This window comes from Chryseobacterium sp. MHB01 (genome assembly GCF_034651565.1).
Classification (GTDB): Bacteria; Bacteroidota; Bacteroidia; order Flavobacteriales; family Weeksellaceae; genus Chryseobacterium; species Chryseobacterium nepalense.
In genome coordinates this window covers 237220-262399 of record NZ_JAYEDA010000002.1, presented here as the reverse complement: position 1 = coordinate 262399, position 25180 = coordinate 237220, and the positions used below count along the sequence as shown (strand labels likewise).

Sequence of the window (25180 nt, the reverse complement as noted above, 5' to 3'; positions counted from 1 at the left end):
CTTTGCATTATGAAAATAAAGCAATCGAGATATGGCAACCAATAAAGAAACAATTTACATTCCTTTAGAGGATGTAGAAAGCGAGCACTGTGCATTAATCGTCGAAAAAGGACTGGCACAGGTAAAAGGCGTAGAAACCCACAAAGTAGAGCTAAATAACCGCAGGGCGGCTATTACCGTTAATGATAACGAGGTAGTAGGCGAAGCTGTAAAAGCAATTAAAGATTTAGGCTACGGCGTTCCCACTGTTAAAAAGACTTATCCCGTTTTAGGTATGACCTGTGCATCTTGTGCAGGCAGTGCCGAGAGTATGGCAAAATATACGCCGGGCGTAGTAAGTGCCGAAGTGAATTACGGTACGGGAAACCTCAACGTTGAATTCCTGCCGAATATAACCAATTCCGAGCAAATCAGGAAAGCGGTACAGGACGGCGGTTATGACCTATTGCTCGAAGACGAGAGCAAGCAACAGGAAACTTTAGAAGCTATCCACGCCGAAAAATTCAGAAAACTTAAAAACAAAACCATTTGGGCAGTAATCCTATCGCTACCGGTGGTCATTATCGGTATGTTCTTTATGGATATGCCTTACGGTAATGAAATAATGTGGGCATTCGCCACTCCGGTAGTTTTATGGTTAGGTAAAGACTTCTTTATCAATGCGTGGAAGCAGGCGAAACACCGTTCTGCCAATATGGACACACTTGTCGCATTGAGTACAGGTATCGCCTATATATTCAGCGTATTCAATATGCTGTTTATGGACTTTTGGCATCAAAGAGGTTTACACGCACACGTGTACTTTGAAGCCGCAGCCGTAATCGTTGCCTTTATTTTATTGGGCAAGCTATTGGAAGAAAAAGCCAAAGGCAATACCTCATCAGCCATTAAAAAGCTGATGGGCTTGCAACCGAAAACGGTTATCGTAATAGAAGCAGACGGCACGGAAAGACAAAAAGCCATCGAAGATGTAAACGCAGGCGATATTATTTTGGTTAAGCCGGGCGAAAAAATTGCGGTGGATGGTACAGTTGTATCGGGCAATTCGTATGTAGATGAAAGTATGCTAAGCGGCGAACCTGTTCCGGTACTGAAAAAGGAAAACGAAAAGGTATTTGCCGGAACCATCAACCAAAAAGGTAGCTTCCAGTTCAAGGCGGTAAAAGTGGGTAAAGAAACAATGCTTGCCCAAATCATCAAAATGGTGCAGGATGCACAGGGAAGTAAAGCACCCGTACAAAAACTGGTGGATAAAATCGCAGGTATTTTCGTTCCGGTAGTAATCGGTATTGCTATCCTGACATTTATTCTTTGGTTCTTCTTAGGAGGCGAGAATGGTGTTGTACAAGGTCTTTTAGCAGCCGTTACTGTATTGGTTATTGCTTGTCCTTGTGCTTTAGGCTTGGCTACTCCTACCGCTATTATGGTGGGCGTTGGTAAGGGTGCAGAAAACGGCATCCTGATTAAAGATGCGGAAAGTTTGGAATTAGCGAAGAAAGTAAACGCTATCGTGCTGGATAAAACAGGTACGATTACCGAGGGAAGACCACAGGTTACAGGCATCCAATGGCTGAACAATGACGATGCGACGAAAGATGTTTTATTGAGCATTGAAAAGCAATCGGAGCACCCATTAGCGGAAGCCGTTGTGAAAAATTTGGAGGGCGTTTCTACAACTTTATTATCAAACTTCGACAGTATAACAGGTAAAGGCGCAAAAGCCGATTACAACAGCGACACTTACTATGTAGGTAATAAAAAACTGTTAGCCGAAAACAACATTACCATTGCCGACCAACTGCAAAAGCAGGCGGACGAATGGGGCACACAGTCTAAAACCGTTATATGGTTTGCAAACAGTAAACAAGCTCTTTCTGTAATCGCTATTTCCGACAAAATTAAAGAGACATCGGTACAGGCTATCAAAGAAATGCAGGATGCGGATATCGAACTGTATATGTTGACGGGAGATAATGAGGCTACCGCCAAAGCTATCGCCGAGCAAACTGGTATCAAGCATTACAAAGCCGAAGTTTTGCCACAGCACAAAGCTGATTTTGTGAAAGAACTGCAACAGCAAGGCAAAGTAGTAGCAATGGTTGGCGACGGTATCAATGACAGTACAGCACTGGCAACTGCCGATGTAAGTATCGCAATGGGTAAAGGTTCGGATATCGCAATGGACGTGGCGAAGATGACCATTATTTCATCAGACCTTACCAAAATACCTCAAGCCATAAGACTATCAAAACAAACCGTATCAACCATTAAGCAGAACCTGTTTTGGGCATTTATCTATAACCTTATAGGTATTCCGATTGCAGCAGGTATTCTTTACCCAATCAATGGTTTCTTACTAAACCCAATGATTGCCGGAGCCGCAATGGCGTTGAGTAGTGTAAGTGTGGTAAGTAACAGTTTACGTTTGAAATGGAAGAAGTAAACCGATAAATCACACAAAGAATATTAAAATAGATAGAAACGTTTTGCTGCTGATATTTGCAGCAGTGAAACAATAATCACAAGTAAATATGGGACAAGACCACGGACACAGCCACTCGCATACTGCGAATAAAAAGACCCTGACCATTAGCTTGGTAATCATCACTACATATATGGTAGTGGAGGTAGTGGGAGGTTTTCTGACAAACAGCCTTGCCTTATTAGCCGATGCCGGACATATGTTGAGTGATGCAATATCGCTTTTCATTGCGCTGATGGCCTTTAAGTTCAGCAGTAAAATAGCCGATTACAGTAAGACCTACGGCTATAAGCGCTTTGAAATACTTGCAGCAGTTATCAACGGTGCAACACTTATCCTGATTTCAGTTTATATCATTTACGAGGCGATAGAACGCTTTCAGAGCCCACCGGAAATTCAATCAGGAGGTATGCTCATTGTAGCAATTGTAGGCTTATTGGTTAATGTGCTTGTAGCCTGGATAATGATGCGTGGTGCTGACGTAAAGGAAAACCTCAATATGCGTGGAGCCTACCTGCACGTCATCAGTGATATGCTCGGTTCGGTTGGTGCAATTATCGCAGCGTTGCTCATTATGTTTTTCGGTTGGGGGTGGGCAGACCCGTTGGCAAGCGTTATTGTTTCGATACTGGTATTGAGAAGTGGGTATTTAGTTACTAAATCATCGGTACACGTATTGATGGAAGGCACACCCGAAAATGTTGAAGTGGATAAGGTCAATGAAAAAATCCTTAAAACCGATGGTATTAAAAGTATTCACGACCTGCATATTTGGACAATTACAAGTGGATTGAATGCACTTACGTGCCACGCCGTTGTAAATGAAAAAATGACTATCGAAGAAAGTGAAATATTACTTCGTAAAGTAGAACACGAATTAGAGCATATGAATATCCATCACGTTACCATCCAGTTGGAAACACCAGCACATCTACACGATAATTCGGTGCTATGTATTGTAAAGGCTGAACCGTCAGCACACGACCATCATAATCATTAATCTTACTGGAATAAAATCAAGTTTTTAATCTCTAAAAAATAAATAGAAATGAAAGTGAACAAATTATTGATAGGCGTATTTGCCTCCTTAGCGATTTTCTTAGCATCTTGCGGGGGCGATACCAAAACAGCAAAAGACGGACACGCACACACCGAGGGCGACGGGCACGACCACGCTACGGAACAGGTGGTTGAAAAACCCGCCGAAAAAATTACAGCAAAAGACAGGAACGAAAAAGGCGAGCTGATTGATGCCCACGGACATTTGATTACAGGCTGTCCCGGTCATAAAGAAATGATAGGTTCAGAGGGTGATATGTGTCCGAAATGTGAGTATATGACTATGATACCTATCACTTGGGATATTACCGGGGTTGATACCGTAAGGGTAACAACATTGTCTGATTACAATCCTCCTGCCGACAAACTGAAAAAATAATGTAGAACTTAGCTTTATTGCGTTTGCTAAAACGGCGGTTCCTTAATTGGGACTGTCGTTTTTTTTATTCTAATTCTTTACAGAAATAATATTAGGTAGGTTTTATTTATATAGCCTTATATTACGAAATATCAAATCAGTAAATCTTACAATTCAAACAAGGAATTTTACAAAGCATTTCTTTTGCAAGGGACTGATATTTGTTAGAAACAGTATAAAATCTATTTCTTAATTTTTTAAATTTTATATTATGATACAAACAAAATTTCAATCGTGTATCGAGGCTTGCCTGAAGTGCGTAGCTATCTGTAACCAATGTGCCATTGCTTGTTTAAATGAAGATGATGTTGCACACGTAAAGAAATGTATCCAGTTAGACCTGGAATGTGCAGCTATTTGCCAAGCGGCAGCAAACGTATTAAGTCTTGATGGTAAATTTAGCAAAGAGATTTGCAAACTATGTGCTGACATTTGCAACGCTTGTGCTGAAGAGTGTGAGAAACACGCTGCAATGGGTATGGAGCATTGTAAAGAATGTGCAGAAGCGTGCAGAGCTTGTGCAAAGGCTTGTGAGGAAATGGCAGCGTAATACTGGCATTTTTTTTTGTTTAAAATTTAGAGGGTTATTGCAGCCCTCTTTTTTGTGCCCTGTCCAATCAGTAAATATCACAAATCAAACAGGGAAAAGCGTAATGAGGAAGTGACCTTATGTACTGAAATTTGCACTATCAGATAACAAAATAAAATCTCAAATAGAAATGAAAAAGTTAGTGTTAGCATTGTCGGTAATCGCATTTACTGCCTGTAACAACAATCAGCAAAAAGACAAGACCACACAGGAGAGCAATCAGCCTGTAATAGAAGAAACAGTTGCCCCCGCAGAAACAGGGAACGAAAATGTAATTACCATTAGCGGCGGCGATGATATGAAATTCGACAAAACCGAACTGAAAGCCAAAGCAGGCGAAACCGTAAAGCTCATTTTAAAGCACATCGGAAAAGCACCGATTGAGGCAATGGGGCACAATGTTGTTATACTTGCCCAGGGCACAGACTTCAACACTTTTGCCAATGCTGCGATAGATGCTAAGGACAACGGCTACATACCTAAAGGAATGGAAAACGCCGTAATCGCAAAAACGGATATGATTGGCGGTGGGCAAACCACAGAAATTACCTTTACGGCTCCGGCAAAAGGCTCGTATGATTTCCTGTGCTCGTTTCCCGGTCATTACATCTATATGAAAGGTAAATTAATCGTGGAATAACACGGCGATTTCAAAATCAGTAAAAATCACAAATCTTACAGGGAATACCATAATAGTAACACCTCGTTTAATACGGAAATTTGTATCACAATAAAAAATAAGTTCAAATGAAAAATGTAGAATTAAGCATACCAGATATGCAAAGTGCACACTGCCAGTCGAGAGTAAACGGAGCAATCAAAGACATTGACGGCATTAAAGTAGAAAAACTGGAAGCAGGAAAATTATCTGTTTCAGTTGAAAACGACGAAGTGAAAGAAGAGTTGGTTGAGGCGATTGAAAAAGCAGGCTACAAAGTTGGCGGCGACGACAGCGGAAAGGCTTCAAGTTGTTCAACAGGATGCTGCGGATAAGTTTTGGACAGTCCCGGAGCAAGCACACCAGTACTTCTCCGGTATTTTTTACCAAAGCTACCCAGCGTATGAAACAGTTAAATCTCGTTCCATAAATAAAAAGCAATGTTACAGAAACAAAATTCAGGCGACTGTTCGGAGATAATGACGAAAGTTTGCAATGTAGCAGACCGGATTATACAGAACAGGTTGGACACAGGTAAATCTGCACCGTTTGCCGTACAGCTTACAAACGAATTGAAAGCAGATTATCACCAGTTGAACAATCTGTTCCTTGTTAAATATGATATGAGCCTTGAAATTATCTATATCAGGCGCATTATCGAAAAGGTAAAAGAGTTACTGGTGTACACCGAGCAATCGCTGTCACAAATCGCAAAGGCGTTAGGCTATCAAAAGCCGACGGAACTGTCCGAGCAATTAATGACCTATACGGGATTAACGTCTGCCCATTTTAAGCAGATACGAAAAAACAAGCTCGAAATCATCAGAAGACAACAGGAAAAGCAAAACGAACTATAATTATCAGAACAGCAAACTTTTAAATAGAAGTCTTTATGAAACCTCGCTTTGTGTACAGGAGCAGAGGTTTTCTTTTTATCAGCAATGCAAGACATTAAAAACCGAGGGATGAAGAAATACACGTGGCGAACACATAAAATTATAAAGGAAACCGAAGATACCATTACCCTATACTTTGACACGGAGCAGCAGGCGTTTACCTACCTGCCCGGTCAGTACCTCAACATCAGGCTTACCGTAAACGGCGAACTGCTCATACGTTCGTATTCGTTCAGTTCTGTGCCGTCTGACGAATTTCCCGCCATTACTATTAAAAGGGTTACAGGTGGAAAGATGAGCAATTACATCTTAAATAATGCAGACAACATCGAAGCCTGGGAAATAGAAGCCCCATTTGGCAGCTTTGTTTTAGAAAAACCGATAGCCGAGCAATCCCAAATTGTTTTACTGGCAGGCGGTAGCGGTATTTCCCCGTTATACGCAATGCTGAAAAGCGTTGAAAACAGCAATCGGATACCCTTACTGGTGTACAGCAATAAAACACCGGAAGAAACCATATTTTGGAATGAACTGGAAGCGATGCAGGCAGCGCAAGAATTGAATATTTGTTATTCCTTTACTGCACCTGATTTTATTTCCACCAAACTCAACCACGTTGCAGGCAGGTTCAATCTGCTTGTTTTACGTTCGGTCATTAAAAGACTGGTTGGCGATGTTGCTGCAGCCCATTATTACATCTGCGGACCCAACGGGCTGATGGATTTGTACCAGGATGCCTTAACGGGCTTGTACATTCCCGAAGACCATATCCATTTGGAATACTTCGACCCGGTTCCGGGGAATGCGGGCGATTTGGAAACGGACGGTACTGTTAAAGATGTGATTGTAAACTATTACGAGGACTACTACGAGAACGAGGAAAAGCAAACGTATGAATGCACATCGCTCATTGAGGTACAGCCGAAGCAGTCGCTTCTGGATGCGATGAAAGAGCACCATATCAAAGTGGCGAGTTCCTGTAAGAATGGAACCTGCGGGGCTTGTTGGGCAGTAAAAACCGATGGCGAAGTTCGGATGCTCCATAACGGGGCACTGACAGAACAGGATATCGCAGAGGGAATAATTTTGCTTTGCCAAAGCTACCCGATGAATGCCGATGTTTGTGTGACGGTGCAGTAAATACCGGGTATAGAAAAAAGGCAAAATATCAGTTTCAGCTATTATTTTGCACTTTGTTTTTTTAGAAATCCATTACCGCATCAAGACCCCTTTTCAACCCTTTGAACGTGCTTACTTTTTCGATGGCAAGGATTGCGCCCTTTACATAAGGTTCGGCACTGTTTCCCGCATCGTGCCTTAAAATCAGCTTTTCGTCCGGCATTCCAAAGATGGCTTCAATACCCAACACGTGACCCGGAAGCCTTACAGCGTGCACCTGTACGCCCTCAATATCTGCACCCCTTGTTTCTTTGCTGCCAATGGTGTCCTTAACGGGAACCGTAATATTCGATTGCTGTATGCCCGACAAACGATGCGCCAGTTCCGCTACCGAGCCGCTCGGCGCATCCACTTTGTTTTGGCTTGCGTAGTCTATGAGTTCATAATTGGGAATATACTGCGCAGCAATAGAAGCGAACTTGAATAGCAGGACGGCTGTAATGGCAAAGTTGCCTGCGGCAAGTACTGAAGTGTTATTATCGTTGGCTGCCTTTTCTATTTCGGTATAATCTTCATTAGTAAGTCCCGAAGTACCCACCACAACTTTTTTTCCTTTATTTAAGGCTGACAGGATATTCTTTTTGGCAATATCTGGTTTGGTAAATTCGACAAGTACATCAAAATCCACTTGCTCCAGTGCCTCTTCTATGGTTCCGAACAATGGGATTTCATCATTTCCGAAATCCAGGATTTCGGCTAAATTCTCTTGTTTATTGAAGCGTGACAAGCCGCCTGCCAGTTGCATTCCTTTTTCGTTATAAACACCTTTTGCGATTGCCGAGCCTGCCCACCCGGTGGCTCCGGCTATAAACACTTTTATCATACTTTAAAATCTTAATCGTTTTTTAGTGCCAGTTTGCGGAGCATTGCCGTACTCATACTATCGGTATAAGCACCATAAGCCGTAACCAAAATTCCTTTTAAACCGTCTTTCGAGGCAATGCCATACACCGTAGCCTCATCGCTTGGGTTGCTTTCGCCCTCATAGCGATAGACCTGCTCAATCTCAAAATCATCAATGGTATATTTGTTATCGCCGCAGATTAAACAGTTCTCTTCGAGATTGAAATCCACGTTATACCCCTCGTTGCGTAGGTTCTGTATTGCTACCAAAACCGTAGCGTATTTGTACGTTACATTTGTCATAGTAATAGTATTTTAAATTGCTGCTTACCGCTCCCGACTGTCCTGTCAGAAATCTTCTTTCAGCAGGTCTTTGAGCTTCCGGTGCTGTATGCACAGTTCGGCATACATTGTTTTCAGCCTGCTGTTTTCTTCGTTTAAATTTACCAATTCTACAAGAATATCCATCCCTAAATCCTTGTATTTGTGTTTCAGTTCAAAAATGTTCGTGCCGTAAACGCCGTATTTCTCGAAAAGTTCCAGTCCGCTTTTACCTGCGTTGTAATCTTTCAGCACCTTTAAAACCTGATGTTCGTTGCTCTTTTTGTTCTTCATTTTTATACGGATGTTGTCTATTACAAAATTCCGTAAGATGGTCGGAAGTAGCTATGTACTTTTCCTTATTTAGTTTATGATATTTAATGTTACTGCACCGATTTTCATAAAATTTCACAAAACAAAGCCGGAATATCATAATAGTTTGTCGGGGGCAAATGCAGAATTTTGACCATTGAATAAAGGAACTTATACATTTTAGAAGATATGACACTATTAATAAAAGGAATGGTGTGCAATAGATGTACCTATGTTCTTGAACAGGAATTGACAGCTTTGGGTTTTGAGGTTTTGGATATAAAACTGGGGCAAGCCATCATAAAGGATACGACAGACTTTTCGCAGAAGTTGGGAGTAATCAAAACGATGCTGAAAGGCATCGGCTTGGAACTGATGTATGACAAAAACCAAAAGACAATAAACAGGATAAAAGAGTTGGTGGAGAAAGGTATCACGTTGCAACTGCAAAGCGGCACACCTACCAAATTCACAACCTTAATCAGTGGCAAGCTGCACAAGAACTACGATACATTGAGTGCCTTATTCTCTTCAGTGGAGGGAATTACACTCGAAAAGTACATCATTCGTCGGAAGATTGAAAAGGTAAAAGACCTTTTGGTACATACCGAAATGTCGCTGACCGAGATTGCCCACGTACTGGGGTACAGCAGTCAGGCATACCTTTCCAACCAGTTGAAAAAACACACGGGCTTTACATCAAGCTATTTCAAGCAGGTAAAGCAGGAACACGGGGAAGCCGTTACTATGCAGATGGACGAAGCGCAACCCCCGCATTAAGGGTTTTCCAATCCATCCCCCAAGCATTTTGCTATTTTTTTAATGCAGGCATCGGAGCTACTGAAACATCAGTAGCTCTGTTTGTTTCAGGCAGATACCACCAAATCAAAAAAGTAAATTTCACAACTTTTACCCGTCATTTCGTATAGCTGCACCTTAGCTGTAACCCGACCTTTGCCCCTGTATTTAAAATTTTCAAAGTTTAACTAAACAAAGAAGCGTAACAAAATAAATGTAAGATGAGAACAAGTAAAATTGGTTTGTTATCCCTCTTCCTTATCGGAGCCGGATTGATACAGAGTTGCAAACAAAAAGAAGAAAAACAGTTAAAAGATGAGCCTCCGGTAGTAACCGTAGCCACTATCAACAGTTCGGAAACCGAGCAATCCGTTTCCTATTCGGGTTCCATTGTTCCCGACAATATGACTACCATAAGTTTTGCCGTTCCCGGCACGATTAACAGTGTGGGTGTAAATGAGGGGCAGCGAGTGAGCAAAGGACAGTTTCTTGCAAGCATTGATGCCACCGAGTACGAAGCGGCATTGCAGATTGCCAATGCCAGTTTAGAGCAGAGCCAGGATGCGTTCAGAAGATTTGATGAACTGTACAAAAAAGGAAGTTTCCCTGAAAAGGATTACATCGACATCAAGACCAAAGTAGCGCAGGCAGAAGCCAACAAAAAAATCAACCGCAAGCGCATTGCCGACAGCCGTTTGCATTCGCCTACCAATGGTATAATTACCGTGAAAACTGCCGAGGTTGGCGGTATGGCAGCACCGGGCGTTCCTGCCTTTACCATTGTAAAAACAGATATGGTATATGCGCAGTTTGCCGTACCCGAAAGCGAAATCGGCAGCTTTAAACAAGGGATGCAGGTAGATGTGAATATTCCTACATTGCAACGCAATTTCACGGGTAAAATCACCATCATTAATCCCGTAGCCGATGAAATTTCAAAAGCATTTACCCTTAAAGTACGCTTGGACAATCCGGGCGGCGTGCTGATGCCGGGAATGATTACCGAAGTGCTTGCAGGCGTCCCGGTAAAGGTTAAGCAGGTACGTGTACCACTTACCGCCATCATCAACAATGTAGATAAAATCCCGCACGTGTACGTGGTAGATAAGAACAACACCGCTAAGCTGACGAGGGTTACAGTGGGCAAAATCGTAGGCGATGCGGTTATTATAACCGATGGTCTTAACGAAAGCCAGACCATTATCCTTGCCGGGCAAAATAACGTGAAAGACGGGCAGAAAGTAAAAGCGCAAACTACATCGGTAACAGCATCAGCCCCAAAATCTGAATAATTTATGAAAAGAAAGATAAACCTCATTGAAGCGGCAATGAAATTTCCGCAAGTACCGATAGCGATTACCGTTATTATGGTGTTTGCCGGGTTAATTTCATTAATGACGATGCCGAGAAGTGAAGACCCCCGTGTAACAGTTAGACAGGGGCTTGTTGTGGCTTTCTACCCCGGAGCCGACGAAGAGCAGATAGAGAAAGAAGTAACCGACAAGCTGGAACAATACCTGTTCGGTTTCGAGGAAATCAAAAAAGAAAAAACCCATTCGGAAAGTAAGCCCGGACAGGTGGTTGTAACGGTAGAATTGCAGGACTATGTAAAGGACACCAAAAAATTCTGGAATACTTTACAGCACGGTTTGGATGCCAATATGCCTTTAGCATTGCCACGGGGCGTACAGGGACCGTATGTGAACAGCGATTTCGGCGATGTGGTTGTTCAGATGATTGCCGTATCAGCCCCCGGTCGTTCTTACGCCCAGTTGGAAAACTATTTGGATGAACTGGAAGACGGCATTAAGACGATACCGTCCGTTTCCAAAATCAAGCGTTACGGCGGACAGAAGCAGCAGGTATTTATTACCCTGCGAGAAGATGTATTGAAGCAATACGGTTTCGGTATCAACGAAATCACAAACACATTAAGCCAACAGAATGTAACTATTCCGAGTGGCGATATTGAAATTGACAAAAACCGTTTCCTTATTTTCACGGATGCGCAGTATCAGAATGAAAATGAAATCGGGAACCTGATTGTATATAGTTCCCCGCAGGGCGGCAATATCCGTTTGCGGGATATAGCCAACATCGAGAGAAGATATGAAGACCTGAAAAGCAAAATTACCGTTTCAGGAAACGATGTAATGATGCTGACCGTAGAAATGCAGCCCGGACAGAACATTGTCGATTTGGGTAATGCGCTGACACAGAAAGTTGCTGAAGTAAAAGAAATCCTGCCATCAGATGTGCAGGTCAGCACCATTGTTGACCAACCCGAAGTGGTTGATATGAATTTGGGGCATTTCTTTATCGAGTTCGGTATCGCCATTGCAGCCGTTATCTTGGTCGTAATGCTCCTGCTGCCGTTCAGGGTTGCCACCATTTCAGCCATTGCAGCACCCGTTACCATTGCCGTAACATTTGCTATCCTCAATTTGTTGGGTATCGAAATGCACCAGGTTAGTTTGGCGGCAATGATTATCGTACTGGGGATGGTGGTCGATGATGCCATTATCGTAGTGGATAATTACATCGAGAAAGTGGACGAAAAAATACCGTCGTGGACTGCCGCCTGGCAGAGTGCCACGCAGTTGATGGTTCCCATTTTCACGGCTACGCTTACCATTGTCCTATCGTTTCTGCCGTTGGCATTTACGCTTACCGGGCTTACGAGAGAGTTTGTGCAATGGATACCGATTACCGTAAGCATAGCTTTGGCGGTTTCGTTCCTTGTAGCCTTGTTCCTTACGCCGTATATGTGTTACCACTTCCTGAAAAAAGGATTGAAAAAGCACGATGATAAACCCAAAAAACGCAATTTCTTAGACCGGATGCAGGACGGTTTCGACCGGGCAATCGAGTTCTGTATGAAATGGCAGAAAACTACGTTGGTAGCAGGTTTGGTTATCTTCTTACTGTCTTTCGTGGTAGGTAGTCAGGTTAAAACCGAATTTTTCCCTATCGTGGAAAGAAACCAGTTCAACCTTGAATTGTGGATGGATAACGGTACGAATATCCACGAAACCGAAGCAGCCGTTAAGAAGATAGAAAAGGAAATTGCAGGCGATAAGCGCATTGTAAACACAGCAAGTTTTATCGGTACAAGCTCGCCACGTTTCTACTCTACCTATGCACCGGAGCACCCACGGGAAAACTTTGCGCAGGTATTCATCAATACCACAAGCAAAGATGCAACGGCAGAAATGATAGACGAGTATGTACAGAAATTCAACAACTACCTGCCGAACGGTTATGTGCGGGTTAGGCAGCTAAGCAAGAAGCAGCAGCACGCACCGATTGAAATCCGTGTGATTGGCAAGGATATGACCGAGCAGAAAAAAGTAGCCAAGCAGGTTGCAGCATTACTGGAAAACACTAAAGGTTCTAACTGGGTGCGCACCGATTATCAGAATGATTATGTAGGGCTGAAAGCCGTGGTTAAAGAAGATGTAGCCTTGCGTTTGGGCGTTACCAAAGCGCAGATAGCACAGGCATTGGGTGCAAAGATAAAAGGATACCCGGTATCGCAGATGTGGGAGGGCAATAAAGCCATCGACATTGTATTGCGTACAGACGAAAGCGACAGGGAAAATCTGGATGCTTTGGGCAATATGTACATCAATTCAACATTCGGTGCTAAGGTTCCTCTAAAGCAGGTGGTAGATTTACAACCGTCGTGGCATACTGGGGCTATTGTACACCGTAACGGGTTAAGAACCTTAACCGTTTCTTCCGAAGCGCAGTTGGGCAGAAAACCCGCAGAAGTATTTGCAGAAGTACAGCCTAAAATTGACAGCCTGAAACTGCCTAAAGGCATTAAGATTGCCTACGGCGGCGAGTATGAGGATGGACTGGAAAGCGGTCCCAAAATGGGAAAGGCTTTTATGATAAGTTTCGTTCTCATCTTCCTTGTGCTGTTATTCCAGTTCAAGCGTGTGGGTAAAGTATTCATTGTACTGGCTTCGTTCCCGTTGAGTTTACTGGGCGCAATGTTGGGCTTGTTCCTTACAGGGTACGAGTTCGGGTTTATGGCAATCATCGGTATTACCGCCTTACTGGGTATCGTAGTCCGTAACGGGATTATCCTCGTGGACTATGCAGATGAACTGGTAAGGGAGCACGGTCATACGATTAGAGAAGCAGCCCTGTTTGCAGCTAAACGAAGAATGCGACCAATCTTCCTTACCTCAATGGCGGCAGCAATCGGTTTGATACCGTTAATGGCGAGTGGCTCGCCGGAATGGGGACCGATTTCAAGTACCATTTCAATCGGTATTCTGGTATCAATGATTACCACATTATTTATCGTTCCGGTACTGTATTACAGGTTCGTAAAACCACCTAAAAACAAACAATCGGATGAACAGCACGAGCGCAATACCGATACCGATGTTCACCACCAAAAATATTTATCATAAAAAGGGATTATGTTACAGAAAAGATATAAAACAGTCATAAAGGTTTTTATATGCGGTTTCGTTCTTTTGCAGGGAACAAACAACCTCTTTGCACAACAGCAGCTAACCCTTGCGGAAAGCAAAGAACTGGCATTAAAAAACAATAACAGAATAGGCAAAGCTAAAGAAGACGTAATTGCCACCCAATCCGACAAGCTGATTGCGGATGTGGCAGGCAGACCAAAACTGGATGCTTCGGCAACCGCCTTTTACTTTGGCGAGCCATTGAACACAATGCTGCCCGAATACGGGTTTGCACCGATGGTCAGCGTTACACAGCCGATTTACACAGGCGGTAAGATTAAGTACGGCAAGCAGATGGCAGAAACCAATATACAGATGAGCAATGCGCAACAACGATTGGTGGAAGACGAAGTATTACTGGCTACCGAAACCGCTTACTGGCTTTTAGTGCAGGCTAAGGAAGAAATCAAACTGGAACAGCAGGTTAAAAAGCAACTGGCTTCGCATTATACATTCCTGAACAACCAGTTTGGGGCAGGATTGATTTACAAAAACGATGTATTGCGGGCAAAGGTGCTCCAGAATGAAAACGAAGCCCGTTTGCAGGCTGCGGAGAATAAGCTCATCCTGGCAAAAAGAAGATTGAGCCAGTTAATCGGGATGGAAGCCCCAACAGGTATAGACGTAGCCGATACATTGAGTACGGGCGACTTTTCTAAGCAGGGTGTTTTGGATGCTGTCGATGCGAACCGACCGGAAATTGAGTTGGCAACCAATGGCATTAAAATGAGCCAGCTTACCAAAAGTATGCTCAAAGCCGACCTGAAACCATCGGTAGGCTTATCGCTCAATGGAATGGCTGCCTTTGGAAAAGAGGGTATTAACTTTGGCGACCCGACCAAAAACCATATGCTAACCTACTTTGGTATGCTAAGCGTGAAAATCCCGGTTTTTGACTGGGGTAGCAGAAAAGAAAAAGTAAAACAGCAGGAAGCTAATATACGTTCGGCTGAATACGGTTTGAAAGAACTGAAAAGCCAAATCACGGTGGAGATTGAGCACGCAATGCTTAATCTGCAATTGCAGGCGAATAACATTGATTTGATGCAGGCGTCATTAATTGAAGCCGACGAAAATTTGAAGTTGAGCAATGACCGCTTTAAAGCCGGAACCATTACCGGAGAAGATGTGCTGATAGCTGAAACGCTTTGGCAAAGAGCATACAGCAATATGTTGGATGCAAAAATACGGTACAAAATAGCCGAAGCTGTGTACCACAAAGCTACTGGGCAGATAAAATAGTTTTTGTTGGAGTGAGATACACTCAATTTGCGGGGGACGGTAACAAGCCCCTGCATTTTTAATGGTTAATACGATGATATAAATGCAACACGATACTGCCAATAAAAACGGTATGATAATGATACCCGACATTTCAGGCTTTACGGATTTCGTTATCAAATCAAATATGTTTGTTGGAAAATACATAACAGAAAGCCTGCTCAAATCAGTAATGGATAGCAATATCCTTTGCCTTGAAATTTCCGAGGTTGAGGGCGATGCGATACTTTTTTACAAGTACCACAACCTGCCCACCTTTGAAGAAACATTGATGCAGATAGAACAGATGTACAACGATTTTCAAAAGGAATGCAAACGCCTCGCATTACAACTGGCAATAGAAATTCCTTTATCATTAAAGATAATTGTACACTACGGGGAATTTACCAAATACAAAATCGGGAAATTCGAGAAGCTCTACGGAGCACCAGTGGTAGAAGCCCACAAGATGCTGAAAAATCACATTGCGGAATACCCGCCATATGCGTTATTTTCTAATGCGTTTTTGGAAATCAATTTTGACCAACCCGAAAAAGCAACCGTTGCGTATGACAACTGCGAAGACTGTAAATACCTGCCCGAAATAGGTTATATCCATTACCTATAAAACCTAACAGTAAAAATCACAAATTTATCAAAGGAAATTATAATACTTGTGCATAGCAGCTTCTATAATTTTACATTAGATTTTAAATACGGTTCTAAAACCGACAATGACAAAATGAAAGATTTAGAAGAAAAACTATTGCGCAGGAACATAAAACCAACTTCGGTTAGGCTGTTAATCTTTAGAAGAATGTCTGACTTTAAAAAGGCTTTCAGCCTGACTGATTTGGAAACCGAACTGGAAACGGTCAATAAATCGACCATATTCAGGACGTTGACCCTCTTTCACGATAACCTACTCATTCATACTATTGATGATGGCTCCGGCGCAATGAAGTATTCTATTTGCAGCGATAACTGTATGTGCACCGTTGGCGACTTGCACGTGCACTTTAACTGTAACCGATGCAAGAATACCTTCTGCCTCGAAAGTATTGCCATTCCGCCTATCCAGTTGCCCGACAAATTTTTGTTGGAGAGTATCAATTTTGTAATGAAAGGAATGTGCAACGAATGTTCGAGGTTCGTTAAAACAAAATAATATTTTATGATACTCATCTTTAAATTTACAAACAGCCATATTTCCCGATATGGCTGTTTGTATTTGCAACCAGGTTCCCAAAACCGACTGATAATTTTGCCTTGTAAATTAAAATAATATGACAATGGCAATAAAAAATCATTATTCAGCAGATATAGATACAGCCTACAAAAGCAACCGCCTGTTTGATGTAATTTCCTTTGAATGTGCAGTACCCGAAAAAGAAATCGTGATTGCTTATACGGCAGCAATGCAATCCCATTCCACGCACCGTATAGCAAGCAGTTTGCTCAAATTTCTTCCGGGTATCACGCTATCCGATTACAAGGTCGAAAAATTTGAAGAGATACCTGGTTATGGTATCAAAGGATTTGTAAACGGGCACGAAGTCATCATTGGCAATTTAGCCCTGATGAAATCTTATGACTTCTTCTACGATGAAAGCCTCGACGAACTGCGGGAGCCTGTAATTCTCATTATGATTGACGACCGATATTCCGGCTGCTTTTTAATGATGGAATATCCGCAGTAGACACCAAATACAAAACATTTCAGGCTTAATACAAATTCAAATGTTAGATAGTATAATTAAATTCAGCATCAAGAACAAAATCGTCATTGCTATAATGACATTGGTTCTTATCATTTGGGGCGTATGGAGTGCAACCAAATTGTCAATAGATGCCGTACCGGATATTACCAATAATCAGGTACAGATTATTACTGCCTGTCCTACACTGGCGGGGCAGGAAGTGGAACAGTTGGTTACGTTCCCCATTGAGCAGAGCATCGCCAACATTCCCGATTTAGTAGAAACAAGAAGTATATCCCGGTTCGGGCTTTCCGTCGTTACGGTAGTGTTCAAAGAAAATGTAGACATCTACTTTGCAAGGCAGTTGGTCAATGAAAAACTGAAAGAAGCCGAAGAAAAAATTCCGAAAGGTATCGGCACGCCTGAACTGGCTCCGGTAAGTACAGGGCTTGGAGAAGTCTATCAATACATCATCCACCCCAAAAAAGGCAGCGAGCATAAGTACAACGCCAAAGACCTGCGTACAATGCAAGATTGGATTGTTGCCCGCCAGTTGTACGGCACGCCAGGCATTGCCGAAGTAAACAGCTTTGGCGGAGAATTGAAACAATACGAGGTTGCGGTAAACCCCGACCGATTGAGAGCGATGACCGTAAGTATTCCCGACATATTCAACGCACTGGAACAAAACAATCAGAATACGGGCGGTGCATATATCGACAAGAAGCCTAACGCTTATTTTATCCGTGGTGTGGGCTTGGCTACTTCGTTGGAAAGATATTAGAAATATACCCGTAAAAATCACGGGGCATACACCCATTTTTATTAAAGACGTAGCCGATGTGCGTTACGGTAGTGCCGTGCGTTACGGCGCACTAACCTATAACGGAGAAGTAGATGCCGTGGGCGGTGTGGTAATGATGCTCAAAGGCGAGAACAGTAACGAGGTGGTAAAACGGATAAAAGAGAAATTACCCACCATTCAGAAATCATTACCGGAAGATGTAACCATCGAGCCGTATTTAGACCGTACCGAATTAGTAGGCAGGGCAATGGACACAGTGGAAAAGAACTTGATTGAGGGAGCTTTGATTGTGATTTTTGTGCTTGTGCTGTTTCTGGGCAACCTAAGAGCCGGGCTAATCGTAGCATCAGCCATTCCGTTAGCGATGCTGTTTGCATTGGGGATGATGAACGTGTTTGGCGTTAGTGCCAACCTTATGAGCCTGGGAGCGATTGACTTCGGTTTGATTGTGGACGGTGCCGTTATTGTCGTGGAAGCAACCCTACACCATTTGGGCTTGCGGAAATCCACCAATAAACTGACCCAAAGCGAAATGGACGAGGAAGTATTTTTGTCCGCTTCCAAAATCAGGACAAGTGCCGCATTTGGCGAAATCATTATCCTTATCGTATATATCCCAATCCTGACGTTGGTAGGCGTTGAGGGTAAAATGTTCACACCGATGGCGCAAACCGTAGGCTTTGCCATTTTCGGCGCATTGATATTGTCCTTGACCTATATCCCAATGATGTGTGCGTTGTTCCTGCCGAAAAAAGGGCACGACAAGCCGAATTTCAGCGACAAGTTTATGGATAAGCTGCAAGGCTTCTACCAACCTTTGTTGCAGAAAGCTATCAGGGTTAAATATTGGTTAGTGGGCGTTACCACTGCGGTATTTGTAGTTGCCGTTATTCTGTTCAGCAGAATGGGCGGCGAGTTCATCCCGCAGTTGCAGGAGGGAGATTTTGCCTTTCACTGTATTTTACCTCAGGGAAGTTCGCTCAATCAGAGTATAGAAACGTCGATGCAGGCATCCCGCATTCTTAAAGAATTTGACGAGGTTAAAATGGTAGTCGGCAAGACCGGAGCTGCCGAAGTGCCTACCGACCCGATGCCGCCTGAAGCTACGGATATGATGATTATCCTCAAACCGCAGGACGAATGGAAAAGCAAGAAAAGCTACAACGAGTTAGGGGATGAAATGATGGAAAGGCTGTCCGTTATTCCGGGCGTTTTCTTTGAGAAGAACCAACCGATACAGATGCGTTTCAACGAATTGATGACAGGTATTCGTCAGGACGTTGCCGTTAAGATATTCGGGGAGAATATGGACACGTTAAGCGTGTATGCCAATAAGGTTAGCGAAGTAGTACAGCAGGTAAAAGGAGCCACACCGCCACAGGTGGAAAAGGTAAACGGCTTGCCGCAGATTAACATCGACTACGACCGTACCCGGATGGCAAATTACGGGCTGACGATACAACAGGTAAACGATATTGTGAGTACCGCATTTGCAGGTAAAGCAGCCGGGGTTATTTATGAGAACGAAAGGCAGTTTGAGCTTGTGGTAAGGTTGGATAGCGTACACCGCAGCAGCATCGAAGATGTAAGGAACCTGATGATACCAACTAATACAGGCTTTCAGATACCCATATCGCAGGTTGCTGATGTCAATTACAAATTGGATGCCGCACAAATCAGCCGTGAAGCGGGAAAACGCCGCATTGTGATTGGCTTTAACGTAGCCGGACGTGATGTGCAAAGCGTTGTTACCGATATTCAGCAGCAGCTTTCCGAAAAAGTAAAATTGCCCACAGGGTATTACTTTACTTACGGCGGTCAGTTTGAGAACCTGAAAGAAGCCAGTAACCGCCTGATGATTGCCGTACCAGTATCGCTGTTATTGATATTCGCATTGCTTTATTTCACATTCCGTTCATTCAAGCAGGCAGGTTTGATATTTACTGCCATCCCGATGAGTGCCATCGGCGGTGTGTTTGCTTTGATGCTGCGGGGAATGCCTTTCAGTATTAGCGCAGGTATCGGCTTTATTGCCCTGTTCGGTGTTGCCGTATTGAACGGTATTGTATTGATAGGCACATTCAACCAACTGAAAAAAGACGGTTTGGATGATGTGATAAAACGGACAATCGAGGGAACAAAAATCCGGTTACGTCCGGTATTGATGACGGCAACGGTAGCATCACTGGGCTTCCTGCCGATGGCAATCAGCACCAGTGCCGGGGCAGAAGTACAAAAGCCATTGGCTACAGTAGTGATTGGCGGATTAATAACGGCTACATTTCTTACCCTGTTTGTATTGCCATTGCTCTACATCATATTCAATTCAAAATTTAATTTCAAAAACAGTAAAGGTGTGAAAACAACCGTAATCGCTCTTTTACTGGGTATCGGAGGTATGACCACTGCCAATGCCCAGGAAAGGGTAAGCATAGATACTGCTATTAATACCGCATTGCAAAGCAATGGGCAGGTCAACGTCAATAAGTCGGAGATTGATGCGGCTAAATACAATGTAAAGACCGCTAACGATATACCAATGACACAGGTATTTGTAGAAAATGAAGATTTAAGACCATCGGACAAAACGGGTATATGGAAAATCGGGCTTACGCAAAGTATTGCGTGGCCCGGCTTATATGCTGCCCGCAAGGACTATTTAAAAGCACAGCTAAAATATTCCGAATTGAATACAGAGGTTATGAATGCCAATATCCGAAAAGACGTTAGAACCGCTTATTACCAGTTGTGGTTTTTGCAGGATAAAAATCTGTTACTGAAAAGCCTTGACAGCATTTACACCAACCTCTTCAATACAACACAGGTTCGGGTTAGAACGGGCGACGTCGCAAAGCTCGACCAGATTGCGGCAGATGCCCAACTCAAACAGTTAAAAGCCTACGTGGAGCAGAACAATAAGGAAATTGTAATACAGCAACAGCAATTAATGGTATTGCTCAATCGTAACGAATGGATACTCCCAATAGATGAGCCGTTACAGAAATTGGAAACGAACTTGTATGATGAAAACAATGTACACCCGGTATTGCAGTTGCAGCAGCAAAATGTAAGCGTTGCGGCGGCAAATATCAAGATACAAAAGAAAAGCAATTTGCCCGAATTTTCAGCAAGGGTATTCAGCCAGAGATTGTACGGCGTTTCAGACCCGTTTACGGGCTTTTCGGTTTCGGTAGGCTTCCCGTTGTTTGGTGCAGGTGCGTATAAAAACAAAGTGAATGTAGCCAACAAGGAAAAGGAAGTACAGGAAAACCTATTGTCTTACCAAACGCAGGTAATGGCAACGGACAAGAAATCTGCCATCGCAGAAATGGAAAAGAATATGGCTTTGTTGAGCTTCTTTGAAACATCGGGACTGCAACAGGCAAAGGATATTACCGAAGCGGCGTCACAAAGCTACCGCTCGGGAGATATCAGCTTTGCAGAACTAAGCCAGTTCTTAACGCAGGCAATCAATATCCGCCAAAATTATCTGGACGTTCTGAACAGTTACAATCACTCAGCAATTCAATACAATTACCTTAATAACAAATAAGATGAACAATATATCGAAAATGTTTTTAGCAGCACTCTTTACAGTTTCCCTGACCGCCTGTGGAGATAGTCAAAAAAAGGAAAGCGAAGACGGTCATAACCACGAGCACAAAACGGAAGCAAAAGCCGATACAGGGCACGGACACGAGCACGGAGCCGAAGAGGGCGCTGCCACCGTTGCGGCACTTACGCCCCAACAGATTGAAGCTGTAGGTATCAAATACGGTGTGGTGGAAATGAAAGAACTAACCGCCACTATTAAAGCGAACGGTATTTTGAGTTTGCCCAACAGTAGCAAGGCAAATGCTACCTCTTTATACGGTGGCGTGATAAAATCTATTAATGTACAGATTGGCGACTATGTACGCAAAGGACAGGTTATTGCCACCATTGCCAACCCGCAGTTTATCCAGTTGCAGGAAGAATACCTGACCATCAACAGTAAAATAACTTTTGCCGAACAGGAAATGCAAAGACAAAAAGAACTGAACACCGGCAATGCCGGGGCATTGAAAAACCTGCAAAATGCCACCGCCGAACTCAATGCGTTAAGAACCCGCAAAGCCTCTTTGCATCAACAAATACAGCTAATGGGCATCAATCCAAATTCAGTCAGCAACAGTTCACTTAAATCCTCACTGATAGTTACAAGCCCCATTAGCGGAGCCATTAGCAATGTGTACGGCAAAATCGGCAGCTATGTAGATGTTTCTTCGCCTGTGGCTGAAATTGTAGATAACAGTTCCCTGCATTTGCATTTGAATGTATTTGAAAAAGATTTGCCCTTGCTGAAAACCGGGCAGACCATACATTTTACCCTGACCAATAATCCGGTAAACGAGCACGATGCCGTGATATACGGTATTGGTTCGGCGTTTGAAAACGACAGCAAAACCATTCCCATACACGCCCGTGTAAAAGGCAATGTAAAGGGACTGATTGACGGGATGAACATTACGGCGATTGTGAGCCTCAACAATGTGCTTTCCCCGTCAGTTCCAAATGATGCGGTGGTAGATGCGGACGGTAAGAAATACATCTTTGTCATTACCAACAAAAAGCCGCAGGCAGCCGGAGAAGAAGACGGACACGGGCACGACCACGGCGATGAAAAGACAGCGCATAAAGAGGAAGCGGCAGGCACGGTAAATTTTGAAAAAATTGAAGTGGTTACAGGTGTTACAGAAATGGGTTATACGAGCATTACTCCAGTAACGGAAATTCCCAAAGATGCAAGGATAGTTACCAAAGGTGCGTTTTTCATCAATGCGAAATTATCAGGTGGTGGCGGTCACGCTCACGCACACTAAAATAACAAATACCCTCTGATTGTTCCTAATAAGCAATCAGCCAGTAAATCAAATATAAGGGTTTTGCTAAAATGGTAGCTGTTTCGCTTTTGCAACCAGGTTCCCAAAATGGCAGAGTAATTTTGTTTTACAAATAGAAATAAAAAAAATTTTAGATATGTCAAAAATATGTTGTAGTACAGACGATAGTCTGAACCTGGTAAATAAAAAAGAGCATAAACATAAATATGATACACAGGGAAATCAACTATGCTGTTTGAAAACAGAAAAGATTTATAAAAATGCAGGTGCATCAGATTTGCTGAAAGATGCTAATCATTCCGATGACGGACACGGACACACTGGCGGCAAAAGTTGCAGTAAAGCCGATACTAAACATTGTGATGATGACCACAACCATATAGAAAAAAGCGGACGCAATCACGACCACCACGGACACAATCACGATCACCACGGGCACAGCCACGGTGATGACCACGACCACAGTCACGACATAGAGGGCAAAACGCCATTTCAGTTATTTATGCCTGCGGGTATATCTTTAGCTTTATTACTTGTTGCTATCGGTTTTGATAATTACTTTACTCAAAACTGGTTCACTGGTTGGGTTAGAATTGCCTGGTACGTTATCGCTTATTTACCTGTCGGATTGCCAGTAATCAAAGAAGCTATTGAAAGTATCCGATACAAAGACTTTTTTTCAGAATTTTTCTTGATGGCGATTGCGACAATCGGTGCATTTGCACTTGGCGAATATCCTGAAGCAGTAGCTGTAATGCTGTTCTACTCCGTAGGTGAAGTATTTCAGACTATTGCGGTATCAAGAGCAAAAGGTAATATTAAAGCCCTATTAGACCAACGCCCTGATGAGGTAACGGTTATCAGAGCAGGTAAGCCTATTGTTGTAAAAGCTGAAGATGCTTACATAGGCGATGTTATTCAGTTAAAGCCGGGCGAAAAATTGGGATTGGACGGCGAGTTGATTTCAGAAACCGCCTCTTTCAATACAGCAGCCCTTACAGGAGAAAGCAAACCTGATACAAAAAGTAAAGGCGAAGCTGTATTGGCAGGTATGATTAACCTCAACACTGTAAGCCAAATAAAGGTAACAACCGATTATTCGGATAGTAAGTTAAGCAGAATTTTGGAACTGGTTCAGGATGCCACATCGCAAAAAGCACCAACCGAGTTGTTTATCCGTAAATTTTCCAAAATTTATACGCCGATAGTCGTATATCTGTCTATTGCTATTACCTTACTTCCCGCACTTTTCGTAGATAATTATGTATTCAGTGAATGGTTGTATAGAGCATTGGTATTCCTGGTTATCTCTTGTCCTTGCGCTTTGGTAATCTCCATCCCTCTGGGTTATTTTGGTGGTATTGGGGCAGCAAGTCGAAACGGTATCCTGCTTAAAGGGTCTAATTTCCTTGATATTCTTGCCAAAGTAGAAAATGTAGTGATGGATAAAACGGGAACCCTCACCGAAGGTGTTTTCAAAGTCCAGGAAGTCTTTATCAAACCAGAATTCAATAAAGACGAAATACTCAACCTCGTCAACGTATTGGAAAGTCAAAGTACACACCCTGTTGCAACCGCAATCCACAATTATTGGGGAGAGGTAGATGCCGACGTAAATTTAGCAAATGTTGAAGAAATAGCAGGACACGGATTAAAAGCCACCGTTAACGGTAAAGAGCTTTTAGTAGGTAATTTCAAATTGCTCGATAAATTTAACATCAGCCACGATGCAGATACCGCAAACATAGTTTACACAGTAATAGCGATTGCTTATGATAGAAAGTTCGTAGGATATTTAACCATTTCGGACAGCATTAAAGTAGATGCAAAAGCAGCAATTGAAAATCTGCGTAAAATGGGTGTAAAAACCACAATGTTGAGTGGTGATAAAAATACCGTTGTTCAGTTTGTTTCGGGACAGTTGGGCATTGACAGTGCGTATGGGGATTTATTACCTGAAGACAAAGTAAATAAAGTAAAGGAAATCAAATCCCGTAATGGCAGCGTGGCGTTTGTAGGTGATGGTGTAAATGATGCTCCAGTAATTGCGTTGAGTGATGCAGGTATCGCAATGGGCGGTTTAGGAAGTGATGCTGCTATTGAAACAGCCGATGTTGTGATACAGGACGATATGCCATCCAAAATACCAATGGCTATTAATATCGGAAAACAGACTAAAAAAATCGTCTTTCAAAATATAGCATTGGCATTCGGAGTAAAAGCAATCGTGCTTATACTTGGTGCAGGAGGATTAGCAACAATGTGGGAAGCTGTATTTGCCGATGTAGGTGTAGCCTTATTAGCAATTCTTAATGCGGTGCGGATACAAAGAATGAAGTTTTAATTGTTAAGTTGGACTGCCGCAAGATTATTTTTGCGGCAGTTTTTTTATCGTAAGCAATTTTGGAAATGGGTAAACAACAATCACAGGCTTCACTAAGCGAAATACATAATTCAGTCGATACGACCACTCCTGGTAAATCCCGT

20 protein-coding genes and 1 pseudogene are annotated in these 25180 nt (G+C 42.9%); 18 read left to right on the top strand and 3 right to left on the bottom strand.

Annotated features, from left to right (window positions below; genetic code table 11):
* Positions 1 to 31 precede the first annotated feature (31 nt).
* The 8 genes from U9K52_RS04780 (at position 32) to U9K52_RS04745 (ending at position 7242) form a co-directional block, all read left to right on the top strand.
* On the top strand, positions 32 to 2443 hold the full coding sequence (locus U9K52_RS04780; RefSeq protein WP_066436105.1) for a heavy metal translocating P-type ATPase: 2412 nt from the start codon (positions 32 to 34) through the stop codon (positions 2441 to 2443).
* Positions 2444 to 2531: 88 nt separating this feature from the next.
* Entirely contained in the window at positions 2532 to 3482 is a 951-nt protein-coding gene (locus U9K52_RS04775; protein WP_066436104.1) for a cation diffusion facilitator family transporter, read from the top strand.
* 48 nt (positions 3483 to 3530) lie between these two features.
* Positions 3531 to 3920, top strand: coding sequence for a hypothetical protein (locus U9K52_RS04770; RefSeq protein WP_066436101.1), 390 nt, complete (start codon positions 3531 to 3533; stop codon positions 3918 to 3920).
* 250 nt (positions 3921 to 4170) lie between these two features.
* Positions 4171 to 4509 (top strand): four-helix bundle copper-binding protein, encoded by a 339-nt coding sequence (locus U9K52_RS04765; RefSeq protein WP_066436100.1) that lies wholly within the window; start codon positions 4171 to 4173, stop codon positions 4507 to 4509.
* Between the two features lie 169 nt (positions 4510 to 4678).
* On the top strand, positions 4679 to 5188 hold the full coding sequence (locus U9K52_RS04760; protein WP_066439840.1) for a plastocyanin/azurin family copper-binding protein: 510 nt from the start codon (positions 4679 to 4681) through the stop codon (positions 5186 to 5188).
* Between the two features lie 107 nt (positions 5189 to 5295).
* Positions 5296 to 5541, top strand: coding sequence for a heavy-metal-associated domain-containing protein (locus U9K52_RS04755; protein ID WP_066439837.1), 246 nt, complete (start codon positions 5296 to 5298; stop codon positions 5539 to 5541).
* A 105-nt stretch (positions 5542 to 5646) separates the two neighbouring features.
* Complete coding sequence (locus tag U9K52_RS04750) at positions 5647 to 6063, top strand: helix-turn-helix domain-containing protein (protein WP_109568750.1); 417 nt, start codon at positions 5647 to 5649, stop codon at positions 6061 to 6063.
* 48 nt (positions 6064 to 6111) lie between these two features.
* Positions 6112 to 7242, top strand: a complete 1131-nt coding sequence (locus U9K52_RS04745; protein ID WP_322925579.1) for an iron-sulfur cluster-binding domain-containing protein — start codon at positions 6112 to 6114, stop codon at positions 7240 to 7242.
* Positions 7243 to 7303: 61 nt separating this feature from the next.
* On the opposite strand, the gene dapB is transcribed toward U9K52_RS04745, so the two are convergent.
* Genes dapB through U9K52_RS04730 form a run of 3 tightly spaced genes read right to left on the bottom strand, consistent with a single transcriptional unit; the run spans position 7304 to position 8739 of the window.
* Positions 7304 to 8104 (bottom strand): 4-hydroxy-tetrahydrodipicolinate reductase, encoded by an 801-nt coding sequence (gene dapB / locus U9K52_RS04740; RefSeq protein WP_066439833.1) that lies wholly within the window; start codon positions 8102 to 8104, stop codon positions 7304 to 7306.
* 11 nt (positions 8105 to 8115) lie between these two features.
* On the bottom strand, positions 8116 to 8427 hold the full coding sequence (locus U9K52_RS04735; protein WP_066439832.1) for a hypothetical protein: 312 nt from the start codon (positions 8425 to 8427) through the stop codon (positions 8116 to 8118).
* 45 nt (positions 8428 to 8472) lie between these two features.
* On the bottom strand, positions 8473 to 8739 hold the full coding sequence (locus U9K52_RS04730; protein WP_050377136.1) for a hypothetical protein: 267 nt from the start codon (positions 8737 to 8739) through the stop codon (positions 8473 to 8475).
* Between the two features lie 207 nt (positions 8740 to 8946).
* Between U9K52_RS04730 and U9K52_RS04725 the strand changes: the two genes are divergently transcribed.
* The 10 genes and pseudogenes from U9K52_RS04725 (at position 8947) to U9K52_RS04675 (ending at position 25037) form a co-directional block, all read left to right on the top strand.
* The gene (locus U9K52_RS04725) at positions 8947 to 9537 is read left to right on the top strand and encodes a helix-turn-helix domain-containing protein (RefSeq protein ID WP_066439830.1); all 591 of its coding nucleotides are present in this window, start codon (positions 8947 to 8949) and stop codon (positions 9535 to 9537) included.
* 239 nt (positions 9538 to 9776) lie between these two features.
* Positions 9777 to 10847 carry an efflux RND transporter periplasmic adaptor subunit gene (locus U9K52_RS04720; RefSeq protein WP_050377138.1) on the top strand — a complete coding sequence of 357 codons (1071 nt, stop codon included), beginning with the start codon at positions 9777 to 9779 and terminating at the stop codon, positions 10845 to 10847.
* A 3-nt stretch (positions 10848 to 10850) separates the two neighbouring features.
* Complete coding sequence (locus U9K52_RS04715) at positions 10851 to 13982, top strand: efflux RND transporter permease subunit (RefSeq protein ID WP_066439828.1); 3132 nt, start codon at positions 10851 to 10853, stop codon at positions 13980 to 13982.
* A gap of 9 nt (positions 13983 to 13991) precedes the next feature.
* The gene (locus U9K52_RS04710; RefSeq protein ID WP_066439822.1) at positions 13992 to 15287 is read left to right on the top strand and encodes a TolC family protein; all 1296 of its coding nucleotides are present in this window, start codon (positions 13992 to 13994) and stop codon (positions 15285 to 15287) included.
* Positions 15288 to 15405: 118 nt separating this feature from the next.
* Positions 15406 to 15933: a DUF2652 domain-containing protein gene (locus U9K52_RS04705; RefSeq protein ID WP_185113527.1), complete on the top strand. Its 528-nt coding sequence runs from the start codon at positions 15406 to 15408 to the stop codon at positions 15931 to 15933.
* 48 nt (positions 15934 to 15981) lie between these two features.
* Positions 15982 to 16473, top strand: a complete 492-nt coding sequence (locus tag U9K52_RS04700; RefSeq protein WP_219071566.1) for a Fur family transcriptional regulator — start codon at positions 15982 to 15984, stop codon at positions 16471 to 16473.
* Positions 16474 to 16591: 118 nt separating this feature from the next.
* Positions 16592 to 17005 (top strand): hypothetical protein, encoded by a 414-nt coding sequence (locus U9K52_RS04695; protein WP_066439815.1) that lies wholly within the window; start codon positions 16592 to 16594, stop codon positions 17003 to 17005.
* Between the two features lie 40 nt (positions 17006 to 17045).
* Positions 17046 to 21363, top strand: a pseudogene (locus tag U9K52_RS04685) (CusA/CzcA family heavy metal efflux RND transporter).
* 1 nt (position 21364) lies between these two features.
* Complete coding sequence (locus U9K52_RS04680; protein WP_066434357.1) at positions 21365 to 22672, top strand: efflux RND transporter periplasmic adaptor subunit; 1308 nt, start codon at positions 21365 to 21367, stop codon at positions 22670 to 22672.
* A 157-nt stretch (positions 22673 to 22829) separates the two neighbouring features.
* Positions 22830 to 25037, top strand: coding sequence for a heavy metal translocating P-type ATPase (locus U9K52_RS04675; RefSeq protein ID WP_066434355.1), 2208 nt, complete (start codon positions 22830 to 22832; stop codon positions 25035 to 25037).
* The last annotated feature ends 143 nt before the right edge of the window (positions 25038 to 25180 follow it).

What these genes read in the sequence shown, in the direction of transcription:
- dapB (WP_066439833.1), bottom strand. Translation starts at nt 8,104, where the DNA reads ATGATAAAAGTGTTTATAGCCGGAGCCACCGGGTGGGCAGGCTCGGCA.
- U9K52_RS04725 (WP_066439830.1), top strand. Translation starts at nt 8,947, where the DNA reads ATGACACTATTAATAAAAGGAATGGTGTGCAATAGATGTACCTATGTT.
- U9K52_RS04730 (WP_050377136.1), bottom strand. Translation starts at nt 8,739, where the DNA reads ATGAAGAACAAAAAGAGCAACGAACATCAGGTTTTAAAGGTGCTGAAA.
- U9K52_RS04710 (WP_066439822.1), top strand. Translation starts at nt 13,992, where the DNA reads ATGTTACAGAAAAGATATAAAACAGTCATAAAGGTTTTTATATGCGGT.
- U9K52_RS04705 (WP_185113527.1), top strand. Translation starts at nt 15,406, where the DNA reads ATGATACCCGACATTTCAGGCTTTACGGATTTCGTTATCAAATCAAAT.
- U9K52_RS04755 (WP_066439837.1), top strand. Translation starts at nt 5,296, where the DNA reads ATGAAAAATGTAGAATTAAGCATACCAGATATGCAAAGTGCACACTGC.
- U9K52_RS04750 (WP_109568750.1), top strand. Translation starts at nt 5,647, where the DNA reads ATGTTACAGAAACAAAATTCAGGCGACTGTTCGGAGATAATGACGAAA.
- U9K52_RS04695 (WP_066439815.1), top strand. Translation starts at nt 16,592, where the DNA reads ATGACAATGGCAATAAAAAATCATTATTCAGCAGATATAGATACAGCC.
- U9K52_RS04775 (WP_066436104.1), top strand. Translation starts at nt 2,532, where the DNA reads ATGGGACAAGACCACGGACACAGCCACTCGCATACTGCGAATAAAAAG.
- U9K52_RS04760 (WP_066439840.1), top strand. Translation starts at nt 4,679, where the DNA reads ATGAAAAAGTTAGTGTTAGCATTGTCGGTAATCGCATTTACTGCCTGT.
- U9K52_RS04675 (WP_066434355.1), top strand. Translation starts at nt 22,830, where the DNA reads ATGTCAAAAATATGTTGTAGTACAGACGATAGTCTGAACCTGGTAAAT.
- U9K52_RS04715 (WP_066439828.1), top strand. Translation starts at nt 10,851, where the DNA reads ATGAAAAGAAAGATAAACCTCATTGAAGCGGCAATGAAATTTCCGCAA.
- U9K52_RS04765 (WP_066436100.1), top strand. Translation starts at nt 4,171, where the DNA reads ATGATACAAACAAAATTTCAATCGTGTATCGAGGCTTGCCTGAAGTGC.
- U9K52_RS04780 (WP_066436105.1), top strand. Translation starts at nt 32, where the DNA reads ATGGCAACCAATAAAGAAACAATTTACATTCCTTTAGAGGATGTAGAA.
- U9K52_RS04735 (WP_066439832.1), bottom strand. Translation starts at nt 8,427, where the DNA reads ATGACAAATGTAACGTACAAATACGCTACGGTTTTGGTAGCAATACAG.
- U9K52_RS04680 (WP_066434357.1), top strand. Translation starts at nt 21,365, where the DNA reads ATGAACAATATATCGAAAATGTTTTTAGCAGCACTCTTTACAGTTTCC.
- U9K52_RS04720 (WP_050377138.1), top strand. Translation starts at nt 9,777, where the DNA reads ATGAGAACAAGTAAAATTGGTTTGTTATCCCTCTTCCTTATCGGAGCC.
- U9K52_RS04770 (WP_066436101.1), top strand. Translation starts at nt 3,531, where the DNA reads ATGAAAGTGAACAAATTATTGATAGGCGTATTTGCCTCCTTAGCGATT.